Origin of the sequence: Sphingobacterium paucimobilis HER1398, from assembly GCF_000416985.1 — a bacterium.
Classification (GTDB): Bacteria; Bacteroidota; Bacteroidia; order Sphingobacteriales; family Sphingobacteriaceae; genus Sphingobacterium; species Sphingobacterium paucimobilis.
The window spans coordinates 53519-69275 of sequence record NZ_ATDL01000001.1; the positions used below are offsets into that span (position 1 = coordinate 53519).

Annotated in this window: 14 protein-coding genes; 2 read left to right on the forward strand and 12 right to left on the reverse strand. The window is 40.8% G+C overall.

The window, feature by feature from the left end; genetic code table 11:
- Positions 1-270 precede the first annotated feature (270 nt).
- On the forward strand, positions 271-1251 hold the full coding sequence (locus M472_RS44270) for a hypothetical protein (protein WP_021068255.1): 981 nt from the start codon (positions 271-273) through the stop codon (positions 1249-1251).
- Positions 1252-1256: 5 nt separating this feature from the next.
- Here the strand turns inward: M472_RS44270 and M472_RS23560 are convergent, their stop codons facing one another.
- The 12 genes from M472_RS23560 to M472_RS23605 all read right to left on the reverse strand — a co-directional run bounded on the left by M472_RS23560 (position 1257) and on the right by M472_RS23605 (position 14395).
- Positions 1257-2177 carry a bestrophin family protein gene (locus M472_RS23560; RefSeq protein WP_021068256.1) on the reverse strand — a complete coding sequence of 307 codons (921 nt, stop codon included), beginning with the start codon at positions 2175-2177 and terminating at the stop codon, positions 1257-1259.
- 108 nt (positions 2178-2285) lie between these two features.
- Positions 2286-2783: a hypothetical protein gene (locus M472_RS23565; protein WP_021068257.1), complete on the reverse strand. Its 498-nt coding sequence runs from the start codon at positions 2781-2783 to the stop codon at positions 2286-2288.
- Positions 2784-2920: 137 nt separating this feature from the next.
- A complete protein-coding gene (locus M472_RS23570; RefSeq protein ID WP_158499849.1) occupies positions 2921-5767 on the reverse strand; it encodes a hypothetical protein in 2847 nt (948 codons plus the stop codon).
- Positions 5767-6894, reverse strand: coding sequence for a hypothetical protein (locus tag M472_RS23575; RefSeq protein ID WP_158499850.1), 1128 nt, complete (start codon positions 6892-6894; stop codon positions 5767-5769). The genes M472_RS23570 and M472_RS23575 overlap by 1 nt, the downstream gene beginning before the upstream one ends.
- Positions 6833-7651, reverse strand: a complete 819-nt coding sequence (locus M472_RS23580; protein WP_021068260.1) for a fimbrial biogenesis chaperone — start codon at positions 7649-7651, stop codon at positions 6833-6835. Before M472_RS23580 ends, M472_RS23575 begins: the two co-directional genes overlap by 62 nt.
- Before the next feature lie 176 nt (positions 7652-7827).
- Positions 7828-8418 carry a hypothetical protein gene (locus tag M472_RS44275; RefSeq protein WP_021068261.1) on the reverse strand — a complete coding sequence of 197 codons (591 nt, stop codon included), beginning with the start codon at positions 8416-8418 and terminating at the stop codon, positions 7828-7830.
- 194 nt (positions 8419-8612) lie between these two features.
- Positions 8613-9143: a hypothetical protein gene (locus M472_RS23585; protein WP_021068262.1), complete on the reverse strand. Its 531-nt coding sequence runs from the start codon at positions 9141-9143 to the stop codon at positions 8613-8615.
- A gap of 105 nt (positions 9144-9248) precedes the next feature.
- On the reverse strand, positions 9249-10079 hold the full coding sequence (locus M472_RS44280) for a helix-turn-helix domain-containing protein (RefSeq protein WP_158499851.1): 831 nt from the start codon (positions 10077-10079) through the stop codon (positions 9249-9251).
- A gap of 168 nt (positions 10080-10247) precedes the next feature.
- On the reverse strand, positions 10248-11537 hold the full coding sequence (locus M472_RS23590; protein WP_021068264.1) for a nucleotide sugar dehydrogenase: 1290 nt from the start codon (positions 11535-11537) through the stop codon (positions 10248-10250).
- 5 nt (positions 11538-11542) lie between these two features.
- On the reverse strand, positions 11543-12532 hold the full coding sequence (locus M472_RS23595) for a mannose-1-phosphate guanylyltransferase (protein ID WP_021068265.1): 990 nt from the start codon (positions 12530-12532) through the stop codon (positions 11543-11545).
- A gap of 26 nt (positions 12533-12558) precedes the next feature.
- Complete coding sequence (locus tag M472_RS23600) at positions 12559-13077, reverse strand: exonuclease domain-containing protein (protein ID WP_021068266.1); 519 nt, start codon at positions 13075-13077, stop codon at positions 12559-12561.
- Positions 13078-13114: 37 nt separating this feature from the next.
- The gene (locus tag M472_RS23605) at positions 13115-14395 is read right to left on the reverse strand and encodes a replication-associated recombination protein A (RefSeq protein ID WP_031301218.1); all 1281 of its coding nucleotides are present in this window, start codon (positions 14393-14395) and stop codon (positions 13115-13117) included.
- A 113-nt stretch (positions 14396-14508) separates the two neighbouring features.
- Here M472_RS23605 and M472_RS23610 point away from each other — a divergent pair, with 113 nt between their 5' ends.
- Positions 14509-15615 carry a tetratricopeptide repeat protein gene (locus M472_RS23610; protein WP_021068268.1) on the forward strand — a complete coding sequence of 369 codons (1107 nt, stop codon included), beginning with the start codon at positions 14509-14511 and terminating at the stop codon, positions 15613-15615.
- The last annotated feature ends 142 nt before the right edge of the window (positions 15616-15757 follow it).

Consider the following 15757-nt stretch of genomic DNA (forward strand, 5'->3'; position numbering starts at 1 on the left):
TAGTTCAAGGCAGATATACATTTATCTTATACCTCCTTTGCTGCCCTAAAAGTAAAAGCAGTTTTGAGCAAATAAATAATTCGTTTATGATTCGCTCCCTTGGCTTTACAATCCGTATTTCAGAATACTTGTTCCTAAAAAGAGAAAATGAAAATTAGAAAAGAGAGCCAAATAAAGCTACAATCAGGCTTTATGGCAATAAAAAATAGAATAATGAAATCTTGGTAAGGATTTTGCAACACACATTCAATAAAAACAAATAGTTACTCTATGTCTGCGTTAAACAATATTATCATAGCGACTTTGTCCTTTTTTGCAATTATCGGCTGCAATCTGAAACCTGCGGAAACAGCTTCACAAGAAGAGATAACAGATCGGTCAATAAATGTAGAAGGCAACTATGTGGATACCGCATATGAAAAAAGAGCCGAAGGCTATGATTGGGTGGGTATGTCGGTACAGCGCTTATCGGATACTGTTATTAACATCAAAGTCCGGTCAAGAGCAGATCTAAAAGGGCCGACCTGCACCTTAGATGCTCAAGCATTCCAAACCCGAACCAATGTCTATCGCACTATGCTCGAAGGAAAACCCGTACTTTTATCTTTCGATGAGGAGAGTGTAAGCATAAAATCAGAACTAGTCAATGACTCTACCATACTCCACTTTTATTGCTCTGGTGGTGCATCTCTAGGAGGGCGATACAAAAAAATCAAAGAGGACTTGGATCCCAAACAGGTAGACCAAACTTCCTTTATCAAGAATCTCAAATTCAATGGCATTTCTTTTTCAATCCGAAGTAAGAACGATGGGGATAAGGAGCTATTAATGATTACTCCTACAGGATTGTCCATAGATAACGACATACACAGCCACGATATCACTGGTCAGACGGTATTAGATGCTCAAATTGGAGACATGAACGGCGATGGCTATCCAGAAGTACTGGTATACACGCAGTCTCATGGTAGTGGGAGTTACGGAAATATAATTGGATACTCCGTCAATAAAGGTAAGTCTCTAAGCCAAATCTACTTTTCTCCTGTAGCCGACAATCCCAAGATCAGTACCGGTTATTTGGGACACGATAGCTTTAACCTGACAGGAACATATTTGACACAAAAATTCCCCCTATACCAGGAAGGTGACACCAATGCCAATCCTACAGGTAAACAAAGAGAAGTGCTATACGAACTGACCGATGGAGAAAACTCGCGCATATTAACAGTATACGCTATTAAGGATATATAGATAGCTCAATCAATTACTTTTACTGTAGCATCAGACCTTGGAGATGGCTCGGATTGCTCACCTATCAATTCAGCGATAGTCTCTTCAATCATCCGCCCCATACTGCTCAAGGCTAGATCATTTGGTTCTTGACCAAACGGCTCTTCAATTTCGTCTGCTATCGCTTCAAAAGCGACAAAGGTATACGCTACAAAAACAACAATAAACGGCGTAAACCAACTCAAGCTATCAACCAGTCCAAAAGGCAAAAGCAAACAGTAGATATACACAGTACGGTGCAGTAAGACTTGATAACTATATGGAATCGGAGTTGACAAAATACGCTCGCAGCCTCCCAAAACATCGGAGAGACGATCTAAGTTTTCGTCAAATCGAGATTGCTGAATAGAGTCTATATTGCCCTGTTCTTTCGAACGCTTTACCCATTGTCCCATTAGTTTTAGAACAACAGCCGGCTTATACTTTGCTTTAGAGATAACTTCATAGTCCGCTTCGGAAAGCCGCAATCGCAAGTCCTCAAGTGCATCAGTCGACCGTAACTGATGTCTCAAAGCAATGATAAATGCACCAATTAGATAAACGAAATAATTTATAGACTCTTTGTCGGACGTATCTCCTAACGTTAAAGCTTGACGGGTCAATGATCTTGATATGTTAAGCAGTGCTCCCCATAACTTTCTTCCCTCCCAAAAACGCTCATAACTCACATTATTCCGAAACCCTAAAAACAGAGCTAAAACAAATCCAAATAAAGTAAAAGGTACCGGGTTCAAAGGTACTTTATAAGAGAATAGAGTACCATGGAAATAAACAATCCCTACAGATAGCATAAAGAGCAAAAACAACCGAGGCAGCAACCGAGGCAAGACAGATCCATGCCAGATAAACAACATCCTAAACCAGTTTTCTTTTTTTCGTATAATCATTATAATCTACCGATTTAATTCGTCACAAAAATACGGAGATATTTTAGCATTAATTAAATTACATCAATATCAGATCAAACTATACGAAATCCATAACTAATAGCCTTATCAAGCAAGATATTTTGTCTCCTCACTATCTAAGATAGCGGGACGCTCAAAAACAATAAACTTTTGATATATAGCATGTTTACTCAACTCAGGAGACAATAAATATCCTCCGATATGTAGTTCCAAGCCATTAAGTCTAATTTCAGAAAGCCGGTCAGCATCTACCATAATAAAGAGTTCACGCGCATTTGTCTCAGTGGACGATGCTGTAAAAAACAAACGGTTGAACTGCTTAAGTCTAACTTCTTTACGTCTTAGAAAACCTATTTCTTCCACACAGATTCCTTTATAAAGAGGCGACAGAAACAAAAGCTCCAATCGCAGCTTGACCATCGCACTTCCGACATCCGAATCTTCACCAGTTGCAGCATAACATACCGAAAGACGCAAATCTACAGCGTCCTGAAAGAGAAAAATCCTTCCCGTCCTATTACTTTGTATATAGGCCAAAAAACCCAAAAGGATTATTACCAAGGTTAATAACACTTCATAAATCATAGATAGCTTGGAATTGCCTGGGAGCAAGCCCTACTACGAATTTAAGAAACTTTCAGTTGTAAAAGAAATTTCTTATTAAAAAAAATAAAATTAACAGTTGGTGATTGTATCCTGAGGATTATAGACAACGAAATGTTCTAATTTTTCTGCCCAAAACGCTTTACTTCTACTTTCTTACTCTTAACCAGCAATTGAAAAGCCTCAAGTTTCACTTCTTTTCCCACAGTAACTTTTATCGTGTAACCCGATTGATCCATATATACGTGCTCTGGAAAAGCACGAACATCTGGATAAATAGTATACTCTCCTTCAGGAAGATGAAATGTAAACTCACCTCGTATATTACTTCGTACTGTAAATATTTTCCCTTGCTCATTACGAGCAATTACACTATAAATATCTAATCTTGTATCAGTTGACAGACTCAATCCAGGATCAAAATTCAAAAAAAGTTGGCCCTGTACGGCTCCCACTTTATGCAGAGCGACTTCCACACGCTTAGTTCTCCCATCGATATCAACCACACGTGAACCTCCTTGATATTGGTTCTTTAGAGGAAAAAAAAGCATATAGCTACCATAAGGCATTTTCTTAAAAGTAGCTTCCCCTTTTTTATCTGTGACAAAAAGAATATTCCGCGCTGTAAACTCGTAATCTACGGCCTTTTCGTCCCCTGCATCAAAAACAGAATTACCGTTGTTATCATAATAGCAAAAAACATGCATATCTCCTGACTTGACAACAGGGCGATCCAGATCCTGTCCTTTAAACTGCTGCCGCACCCCAATCTGTAAGTTGGTATAATTATATTTGTAATTCGTTACACTGACATTATAGATATACTGAAATACAGCCTGCAACTGCGTCAACTTAGCAATTCGATACTGCCCTTGTATATTCCCATTTAAAGAACGTCCCCAACCTCCATTAAACTGTCCACTTAAGCTTCCATTCCAATTTACCTTTCGCTGCAACAAATCCCCCTGATATCGTGCTCCGAGCAAATACCTTTTCCCCATATCCTTTCCCATCAAAAGCGAACTCATCATATCATAAATCTGGAAAGGGCCATTCTGAAAATTTCCAAAAACACCTAACCGATCGTAATTATAGGAAAAATCTGTACGTATTACATATTTCTTTGATGACAGTTCCTTAAGCTCCGTGCCCCCCCCCTCAACCGTAAGGAAAAGATTGTGTTTTAAATCCTTAGAACGAAAGTTTGCAGTAGCCAGCACCAAGGCATAATGAGCAGACAAATTAGCAAAATCACTTTGTAGCGCATAGTTAGCATACTCACTACTATAACTAGGCACAATAGTCAATTGTCCTCTCGAAGACAGCGGCAATGAGAATTGCATGTCCCATTTAGACACCCCACTTTTAAATGATTGAAAATAAGGATTAAGATGTTGAGGATTATAATCCGAGTACGAATAGCCCAACCCCACACCTAGCTGCTTTAGTCGACGATTGATCCGCTGAACCAATTGCACTGTTCCTCTACGGTTCCCTGGGAAATAGCCTGTACTATAATAATTGTCGCTACTAAAATCCCATCCCCGACTACGTTTGTTCAACTTCAATCCGCCTGCAAACGAAGGCATACTTTCTTCATTATAATATACGCCATGATATTGTTGTACACCTGCTCCTATAAAACCCTCTAATCGTATCGCATCAGCTCCCGATGGACGAAGAATATCAAAACGATTAGTCCATAAAATAGAACTAACACTATCCATCCGATTATTGTCAAACAGAATCTGACCTTCATATCGCTTTCCCTCTAAATGCCCCTCCCCCAACTGTAACCTAGCAAATGCAGTCAAACCAGGGTTATGGTTTCCATAACCTCCAATCAAGTCAGGCCTACGTTCTACTGCCCCCACTGAAATACGCTGTCCCAAAGCCGTATCCCGATAAGCATATGTCCCACCTCGTCCATAAAACGGAGCCTCTAAGCTTTCCTGTATGTTTCCTACGGTCACATTGTGGGCTCCCTTTTCATACTCTAAAAAAGTATTGTTGACATTCCATCGTGAATCTCCTCCCCAACGGTTTATAGCAGTTCCATATCGAATACGTCCTCCCATCAAACGATAGGTACCTTCAGAGAAAATATTATACGACGGCTGTTCATCCAAAATATTAGATGCACGAAACTCCACATAGTTCGGATTATAGCTAAACGACGAACGATCAGGAGCAAAAATCTGCTGAAAATTTCGACTCGATGCTATATTTGCATAAAGAATTCCCAAATTCCCAAAAACATCGTTGTTATCATAGATACCGGCTACACGTACGGTATACTGAGGCAATGTCAACATATAGCGTTCCACCGGAAAAGTATATCTTACAATACTATCCATGCCCGAAGGAAGAGATAGATCGATCTGCTGGAAGACAACTTTACCTATCCGATCTGGAGACGATAATAGAATCCTTACATTCTCATCTGTAGTCCCAGTATTAATCACCCGCAACAACATTTCTACAGAGTCGCCGACCTGACGCAAGTACTGAATACCAGAATTATCCTGAAGCTGAACAGAACGCTTATCGGTCACTTGTAGATTCACTCTTTTCTCCCATATCCGCCCTCTCTCCTTCTCATGCAACAAGACTTTCAGACTTTTTCCTTTAAGTACACCTAGTGCCTGCGGTCGTAATTTGAGCGAAAGAAATCGCTTTTTTCCCGGCGATATAAGTACTGGAATACGCGAAGCACTTAAACTGACCAAATCAGGAGGTAACTCTAACGTTATGTATCCTTCAAAAACAGCTAATCCCTCATTTTGCAGTTCAACTTCCAGGTTGTTAACACCTGCTTGAAGAGCCATATCAGATACAATCCCCCATCGAATCGGGTCAGATACTTGAGCATATGATCGTACCAGAGTCAAGCAGACAAGCAGAGAAACCAATATACCCTGACCGATATATGTATAAATAATCCCAAAACGAGGAAACATCTTCACTATTTAGGCATTAAAAGATACAGTAAAGAAACGGTGTAATTACCCGGACGGGCGGTCAACGACTGTGACCGTGTCAAATTTGCCTCATACTGTATATTAAAAGTTCGTACCACATTTTTATCTTTCGACTGCCCAGCATAGGCTACCTGTTCTATCGTAGACAACTGTATCTTTGGATTAGTAATTGTTCCTGCTCCTCCCAAAGCTGGAATAACCTGCAAAGACAGCAAAGACAGGGGGAGTCCTTCTCCTGTAGTCCTGCGGATTTCAGGGTCCAATGACTTTACGCGGAGTTCATAATCGGTATTCGAATTTACTCGGATAGCATTCTGGACCAATAACTTCACCCCATCAATGTAATGTTGACGGGTAAAAAACTGCAATGAAGCCTCTATCGCCCCCGCATCAACTTGCAAACTATAGTCGGGCTCAACTTCCACGGCTCCACCATCCGTGAGCTTAGGAGGGATATGCAATTGATAGGTAAGAACATGACTTTCTATAACTTTGCGATTAGCTCCATATAAAGTAAATTGCAAAGGAATATCGTACACAATGCGCGTATTCTCACTCACCCCACTCACAAAACCTTCCAGATATTTGCCTTGGGCTATTTTGACCATACCAAATAATAAAGCCGAAGAGTGGTAATTCATTTCCGCACGTAGTGGCTGATTAGACTTTTCAATCAGAAAAACTTCACCGCTATTTGCCAAGAATATGTCATTGCGGCTTGCCCCAATCCCATTCAGATTCAGATGAGCTTGGTTATCGTCTTCTGTCCAACGTAAACTTATCTTATCTGCTGGAAAAGGTTTACCACTTTTATTGGGACCTCCCGAAACGGGAATTATAGGACTCAATAGCCGTACTGACAAAGACCAATTCGGAATATTGATATTACTTTGACTGCCCATCTGAAACTGGAAAGTATTAAACTGGGGAAGAGTGCTCTTCCCTAAATAAGAAGTAAGCTCTATATAGTTGTTGGACCAAGGCCTAAAAGAAATCTGTGCTTTACCAGACAAAGAAGCAGCAAGCAGAATCAACAATAGTATATAGGAACTACATCTTCGGCACATAATCAAATTCGATCTCTGCGATCTTAACGTCATTATCTTCTCCATAAAACAACATTGTTGTCGCCAAATAATTTCCAGCAGTCATTTCTTTAGGAAGCAGTATATACTGCTTACGTTGATCTCCAGGCAAACTATAAAACTGAATATCATCGATTTTATACCGATTTCCTGTATCTTGATTCAAAAATTCAACACGCAATTGCCCCTCGACCCAAGTGTTTCCTCCAGTTTCAAAACTCAGTTCCAAATAGCGCCCAATACTGTCAACAGCTTGGTATTCTAGGTTACTGATCTCTATATCAGCACGAGATCGTCCATTGAAACGCTGATAGATCTTTATACCAGATCGTACTGCCAATCGGATATTCGCACCTTCTCTTTCCTCGCTGATACGAGGGTTGAGTTGGGTGACGAACAACATCGTAGTATGCACAGGCAGTTCTTCAGTATATTTCTTACTCACAGGTACACTCATCTGCAATTGCAAGCGTTTGGTTTCTCCGGGTTTCAATGAAAAAAATGGTTCTGAAACAGTCAACCAGTCGGCACAACTTGTCTTTAGGCTTCCTTTTGGACCCAGAACATTGTCACCCAACACAGAGTACTCCCAGTCCTCGAAAGAAACAGCAAGATCCAAGGGATAGTCCTTACTGGGATTTGTCACATCTACATACTGTGTTTGGTTCTGTCCACCATCCGCAACAAAATAGACACGAGGAGGACCGACGGTAAGCCCTGTTTGTGCATTACCCGACAAAAATATAAATGTATTCAGCAAAAAAGTAAACAGGCAGTATCGCATAGGATGTAGATTTTGTACGGAAAATTAACAAAAATTTTCGATAGCTCAGGTATAAAAACAAACTCTAGGACAATAAAAATGTGTTGACAGTATTCCTGACTTAGACGCGTCTATATATAATCAGAAAAAAGCAAGTGTATATACACTTGCTTTCCTTATTCCTTGTATTTTATAGTCTAGTTTGTCGTTATGGTATACACCACATCAATAGTATATTTGGCTGTAGAATTTGCTTGATTAGTGGTAGTACCAAACATTTTGCCCAACATGTCCGCATTCAATGACTTACCGAAATACTTGACATCCAACTCCTGATCCAATACCGAAGAAGCGCCAGAACCAATGACACCGAAACCAGTAAAAGTCATTTTTGCACCAGCATTTTGCGGCGTACCGTATCCAGCACCACTTTTTGCAATTGCTACCTGCAGAAGATCTTTAGCTTCTACTGTAGGCGCTCCATTACCCAGCTCTTTGCCAAAAACTCCAGACTGACCACTATACATCAAATCCGCTTTGATATTATATCCTGTACCTACAGATGATACTTTCAATTGCTTGGGCACTTCTACTGACACTCCGTTTTTGTAATCATTGACTGTTTTATACTCCAAAGTCACTTGATCAATATCTTTTCCGCTACCAAGTTCAATAGACTGAAACGGATTAAGCACAACATTAACCTTTACTTTAGCTGATGTCACTTGAGCATTTACTCCCAATACTGTTGCGAAAACTGCTGTTAACGCTAAAACTACTTTTTTCATATTTCTTTTAGATAAACTTTTTCTTACTTTTTTTGTGTTCTATCTCATGGAGAACAGAACAAAAGTAGTCACGGAAAAGGGCCATAAAATATGATTTTAGGCGCAAAAGATATGAAAAAATGCAGTAGTTGTTATTTGTAGTTTTTACACTACAAGATGTGGCTTAAAAGCTACAGAAATGGGCTGGTTATCCCTTAACGGGTCTCAATACTGTAAAGAACATCGTTAGTAAAAACGACACTTTTGTTTTGTTCGGCATAGCGAATGAGTTCCTCGCCACCAGGCCCTTGATAAGTCACATCATAGGCGACATCAAATGCAGGTCCAGCTGACGAGATAATCCGTCCACCGACTGTACTTAGCTCACCGGTAGTCAAACTGACCTTTTGACCTGCTGCAACTGGTCTGGCCTTTATCTTTATATGTGGCATAAGCAGTCGGTCGGTCGGTTGTCCCCCTAGCTTTACGAACTCTTCATTGGCAAGCTTGACCTTGACTTCATATGCCCCAGTACTAAAAACAGTCAAATGTGAGTTTTTGACCACCTCAACACCTCTCCTATAATCCTCCAAATCATTATAGGTCAATGTAACTGCATTCTGCTCGGGATGTACAGTAAGATTTTGCACATGATTAAGGACAATGTTAAGACGGACATTAGTCTGGGCACCGACCGTCCCAACAACAGTTGCAAGAAGTAATATCGTGGTCAATAAAGCTTTCATAGTATAGCACTTTGTGTAAAAATAACGCTAAAATCAGACCAAAAAGAATTTTTAACCCATTATTTTATAGACTGTGATACAAATCATAAAATTAAATACGCTTCGCTACTTTTTCCAGTTATTACGATACTTTTTGGGACTCTCCCCTGCTTCTTTTGAAAAAAAAGCGCTAAAATTATTTTCATCAGTATAGCCAAGTTGCCAAGCGATCTGCTTTATACTGAGCTTTGAATTAGCCAACAGACGTTTAGCGACACGCACCAATCCATCCGTGATGAGTTCTTTCGGAGTCTTCCCTGCCACCTCTTTGGTATATGCAGCTAGCTTTCTCGGACTTACCTTAAGACAGTCGGCATAATAGGACACATGTTTCTCTTTAGAAACATGCTCTATGATAAGCTGTTGAAAACGATTCACAACCATAGCGGACTCACTTTCCCCCATGAATCTTGCGCTATCCCGATCTCCCAAATAGACTTCCCCCAGTAATAAGATTTGCTTAATGATATTAAATGCCAAAACATGCTGGATGGATTCAGGACTTTGCTTCCTAGCCATTTCCAGATGCGTACGCACAAATTCATAATAAAAAAGGTATTCATCTGGGACCGACAAAAACCGGTAAGTAGAGCTATCTACTGACGTACTGAAGAAATTTTGAAGAAAGTTACAATCCCATTCACTACGACAAAAAAACGATTCTGTAAAATAAATAAGTACAAATTCCCGAGATTCTTTTGGGTTACTCTTGAGCAAGGTACCGAAAGGAACAAATATTAAGCTATTAGCCGGAAAATCCAAAAGAACCTGATTGAAATAAAGACTACAACCGGCATCCTTAATAAACAATAAAGTATAATGTTCCTTTTTTAATGCAAGATCATTTGCTTTGGGGCTTAAATCCGCCCCCACAACATATCGTATGCCGTATTCCATTAATAATGCTTTTAACAGGTACTGCAAAACCATAAAGGCCTTACATAACATAAAAGTAAAAAACTCTTTTAAGTTTAACGAAAACCAAGCGCAAAATGACAGAAATAAAACCGAGCTGCCGACATACAAGGCGCTTGCCGACATAAAAGCAACAGACCTATCGCCTATCTAGAGCCGCGCATCCACAATCGTGCGATCCAATACAGATTTACAATCAAAGACCACTGCTTTATCCGCTAAAAGAGAGCGAACATCCAAGTCCAAGAACTCCGTGTGTGCAACAGCCAAAATAACCGCATCATAGCACCCTTCGGGTCTAACCAAGAGCTCTATCAAATACTCACGTCTAACTTCTTCTGCATCAGCCCAGGGGTCATACAACATAGGGACGGCTCCATACTCTTTGAGCTCTTCATAGATATCCAGGACTTTAGTATTACGTACGTCCGGACAATTCTCTTTGAATGTGAGTCCCAGGATCAACACCTTAGCATCTTTGACCGCAATATGCTTTTGAGACATCAACTTGACTACTTTAGAAGCGACAAACTCCGCCATTCGGTTATTGACCCGCCGTCCAGAAAGGATTACCTCTGGGTGATATCCCAACTGTGAAGACTTGTGTGCCAAATAGTAAGGATCCACTGATATACAATGCCCCCCCACCAAACCTGGCTTATATTTAAGAAAATTAAACTTCGTCGCAGCAGCATCCAGCACATCATGCGTATCGATTCCTATCCGATCAAAGATCAGCGCCAACTCATTGACAAACGAAATATTAACATCCCGCTGTGCATTCTCGATTGCCTTAGCGGCCTCTGCGACCTTAATTGACGGAGCTTTATATGTACCAGCGCTGATTATGGTACGGTAAAGCGCATCAATCTCTTCGGCTGCTGCAGGTGTCGAGCCAGAAGTTACTTTTACAATCTGCTTCAAAGTATTGATCTTATCTCCTGGATTGATCCGCTCCGGGGAATAGCCCACAAAAAAGTCGATATTAAAACGAAGTTTAGAAGTCTGTTCCAAAATAGGCACACACTCCTCCTCTGTACATCCCGGATACACGGTCGACTCATAGATCACAATATCTCCAGGCTTCAACACCTGACCAATCTCGAATGATGCCTGTTGTAAAAAGCTAAGGTTTGGAGCATTAAACTCATCTATAGGCGTGGGTACCGTGATGATATAAACTTTAGCATGCGCTATATCACGCAGTTCACTAGTAGCTTGATAGCCTCGTCTTCCTGGTTGTTCGACAGCTAGCGCTAACATCTCCCGCAGGAGTAGTTCTTCCACCTCTAGTGTACGGTCTTTGCCCTGATTGAGAGCCTCTACGCGAGCAGGAGAAATATCGTATCCCAATACCGAATAGTAAGCTGCAAAAGCCAATGCAAGGGGTAGTCCTACATACCCCTGTCCGATAACGGCTATTGTATCTGGATACGACATCTAAACTATAACAATGGTGAGGCTCCGTGCTCTAACTCTTCATACAAATGTTTGACATCCTGAGAGGCCTGTTTTTTGACCACAAGAAGAGCATCTTCTGTATAAACCAATATGGTATCCTGTACCCCGACAAACGAGACATACTTGTCCGTTCCTATTACCATATTCCCCGCAGAATCTACAGCATGACCTTTTACTTTAAGATAATCGTACAGTGAGTCGTAAGACCCCATATCAGACCATACAAACTGCGAAGGGATAACCTTGATCCGCTCGCTACGCTCCATCACAGCATAGTCTATACTTTTGGAAGGAATCTTTGCAGAAAGCTCCTCTGATAGTACCCCATGATGCGAGGCTTCAAACACTTCTTTGGAGGCACGAAACACTTTCGGTTCAAAACGGAAAAGCTCCTCCAAGTAAATAGAGGCTTTAAAGCAGAATATTCCCGAATTCCACAGAAAATTCCCTCTCTTTAAAAACTCCTTTGCTGTCTCCAAATTGGGCTTCTCCCTAAAAGACAGCACATAATTATCTTCGTATTCGATATATCCATAACCAGTCTCTGGACGATTCGGCTGTATGCCAAATGTGACCAAATAGTCTTGCTGAGCCATCTCAACCCCTTGCTTCAGTACGGCTTCGTACTGTGTTTGATTTTCGATAAGATGATCCGAAGGGGTCACAATCAAAATATCATCGGGATTACAAGCAAAAGCAGCAAAAGCAATTGCAGCTGCAGTGTTACGAGGACTAGCTTCGACAATCGTCTGACTCTTGTGCTCAGGCAAGTAAGGCTTTGCAAGATCCACGTTTTGTATACTACCGACCATAATGGTACGATCGACAACGCCTTGATTCCGAGCTACAGTCAATTCGAATAAAGACTGCCCCTCAAATAGTGGGATGTACTGTTTAGGGCGTGCCTTACGAGACAACGGCCACAATCTAGAACCAACTCCCCCGGATAATATAACATTAATAATACTTGCCATAATCTGATATAAACTATCCCCCTGAACTATAGTAAAAGTGCTGGAGGAATAAAATCTTGTTTTAGAAAAAGTAAAGCTGATGCCCGAGCATCAGAAAGAGCATCGTGATGTTCCAAAGGAATTCCCATTAACTCACAACAAATACTAAGTTTAGTTTTAACAAATCCTTTCTCACGGTAGATATTACTAGTACAAGCCCAAGTCTCTGGAAGCTTGAGTTTTTTATAATCCAAATTATACAGACTCATGGTCCGTTGTAGGACAGCTCTATCAAAAGACTCGTTGTGCGCAACCATAAATTGCCTAGTGAGCAACGGCTCTAGACTGGGGTACAAATCTAAAAAGCTAGGCGCCCCTGCCGTATCTTTTGCTTTGATACCATGCACGCGGGTTGTTTGCCACATATACTTGTTCTGAGGCGGCCGCACAAGACTATAAAACTCATTACTAATCTGCCCGTCAACGACATTGACGACCCCCACTGCACATACACTCGTATAATCCGAAGTTGCCAACTCAAAGTCAATCGTTGTAAATGTATTCATCTCTGACAAAAGTATAAAGTAATCTGCGAAAATAAAATCAATATCGGTATTTCTCTTTCCATTTCGTCCGCAACGAAAGCCGCAATTTATCTTCAGCAGCATTGTTTCCAGGCTCATAGAGCTTATTCCCCTGGAGCTGATCAGGCATAAATTCCTGCTCTACAAAATTCCCGGGATACGCGTGCGAATATTTATATTCCGTCCCATAGTCCAGTTCCTTCATCAATTTGGTAGGAGCATTACGCAGATGCAGCGGCACAGACAGATCTCCCGTCTGTCGGACCAATGCTTGCGCCTTGTTGATGGCCTCATAAGATGCGTTACTTTTCGCAGAAGAAGCCAGATAGGTAACCGTCTGCCCCAGTATAATACGAGACTCAGGCCATCCGATTACATTTACCGCTTGAAAGCAACTGTTTGCCAGTAAAAGTGCATTCGGATTAGCATTACCAATATCTTCCGAAGCCAATATCAGCAGTCGTCGTGCAATAAACGAAGGATCTTCTCCGCCTTCGATCATTCGTGCCAACCAATACACCGCAGCATTGGGATCAGAACCTCGAATAGATTTGATAAATGCGGATATAATATCATAATGTTGCTCCCCCGTCTTATCATAGCGTGCCATATTCTGTTGCACCTGTTTAAGCACAAAGTCGTTAGTAATCGGCGTATTATAAGGTACCGCAGCATCCACCACCAATTCGAAAACATTCAACAGTTTTCGTGCATCCCCGCCCGACAAGCGCAATAAAGCGTCATATTCTTTTATTACGATATTATCCTTTTTAAGGAACTCATCTTCCGCAATCGCTTTCTGAAGAAGCCCAATCAGATCTTCGGCCTCCAAATTTTCTAAAACATAGACTTGACAGCGGCTCAAAAGTGCTGATATCACTTCAAAAGAGGGATTTTCAGTCGTAGCACCGATCAATGTCACCAATCCACGCTCCACCGCCCCCAACAGAGAGTCCTGCTGACTCTTCGAAAAACGATGAATCTCATCAATAAATAAAATGGGCTGCTCTTGATTAAAATTCATCAATTGATCAGCCTTGTCAATCACCTCGCGAACTTCTTTTACTCCAGATTTGATAGCACTGAGGCTAAAGAAAGGTCGCCCCAACTCTTTTGCAATCAAATTAGCCAAACTGGTCTTTCCAACACCAGGAGGCCCCCAAAGAATCATTGAAGGAATATTTTTTCGCTGCAATGCATGATAGAGTACTGCATCTTCACCTATAATATGTTGTTGACCTACATAATCCTGTAATTTACGAGGTCTAAGCCGTTCTGCCAGAGGTATTCGTGTTGCCATAATCGCTCTATTTTGATCCACAAAGGTACGGAATTTGTAGAAAGGCATAATCATTGCCCTACTTTGACGATTTAACTGTTTTACAATCCAAAGAATTTAATTACGTTTGAATAATGACACATATATATAACGCTATAAAACTGACATTTCTGTCTATACCCCTACTCGGGACTTTAATAGCGACTCCGACATTCGCTCAACACAAACCCTTGGATCCTGCCGGCTTCATACTCAAATACGATATTAACTTTGATGGTATCGGACCAAAGGTATACGTACTGCCTCCTCCACGGACCAAAGAAGAAAAAATAAGAGACAGCTACATGGAGATTGTGAACTTTCAGGACTCTATACAGCGTGCCTTACAGTACCTTAGACTGATCGAGGCGTGGAAAAGTACATCCAATAATGCCACTGTCCTACAACTGTTGACCCCGATGCCACGAAGTACATCCGACTGGAACACGATAGTCAACCAATATACTGAACAAAAGAACTATGCCATCACCACGGGAATCCTCAACGAGTATGCCAAACTACGAGTGCTCAAAAAAGAAACAAGCCAAGCTGTAGGTATATTAGAATCAGCATTACTACAGGCCTTAGCTCAGCAAAACACCAACGAAGTAGGCATAATACAGTCCAATCTATCATCTTTGCTAGTGTATAACCAAAACTATGTAGAAGCTGGAGCCCATGAAGAAGCTTATTATAATCAAGCTGTCTTCAATAAAAGCATTGTCGACCAAGCCAGCTCACTGGTTAAGATCGCTTTAATACAGGCTTACGACAAAGATTACCAATCCGCCGAAAACACAATCATTCGAAAAGCAGTACCTCTTTTCAATAAAGCCAAGTCTTATGAAGGCAAAACCATTGCGTGGCTCATACTGGCTGAAATCTATCAAATGCAGAATAAGCACACTGAAGCACAATGGTTTCTTATTCAAGCCCGCGACCTGGCCGTGAACAAGGAATTTAAAAACGATCTGGCCGAGATAGAGTTCATGTTAGCCTCGTCCAAGTATGTACAAAAAAACCTAAGTATCTCCAAGAAAGAACTAGTCTCAGCCTATGAGTTGGCCAAGAAAGAAGACAACAGATATTTACAACTTGCCATAGTAGAAAAACTGGGGCGAATTAGTTTACAAGAGAATAAAATTGATGACGCTGAAAAACAATTGGAGCACTATTGGAAGATCAGAAAAGAATTATTTTAGAAAAGTCACATGCTTTTTACCTTGTTTATAAATTAATTACAGCAATGAGGCCTCCGCTTGTGTATTTTTTTAACTATTTTTAGCCTTCGCAAGATCTTTACCATTTTTTGCGTTATTTTTTGACGATGAATCTTAATAAAAC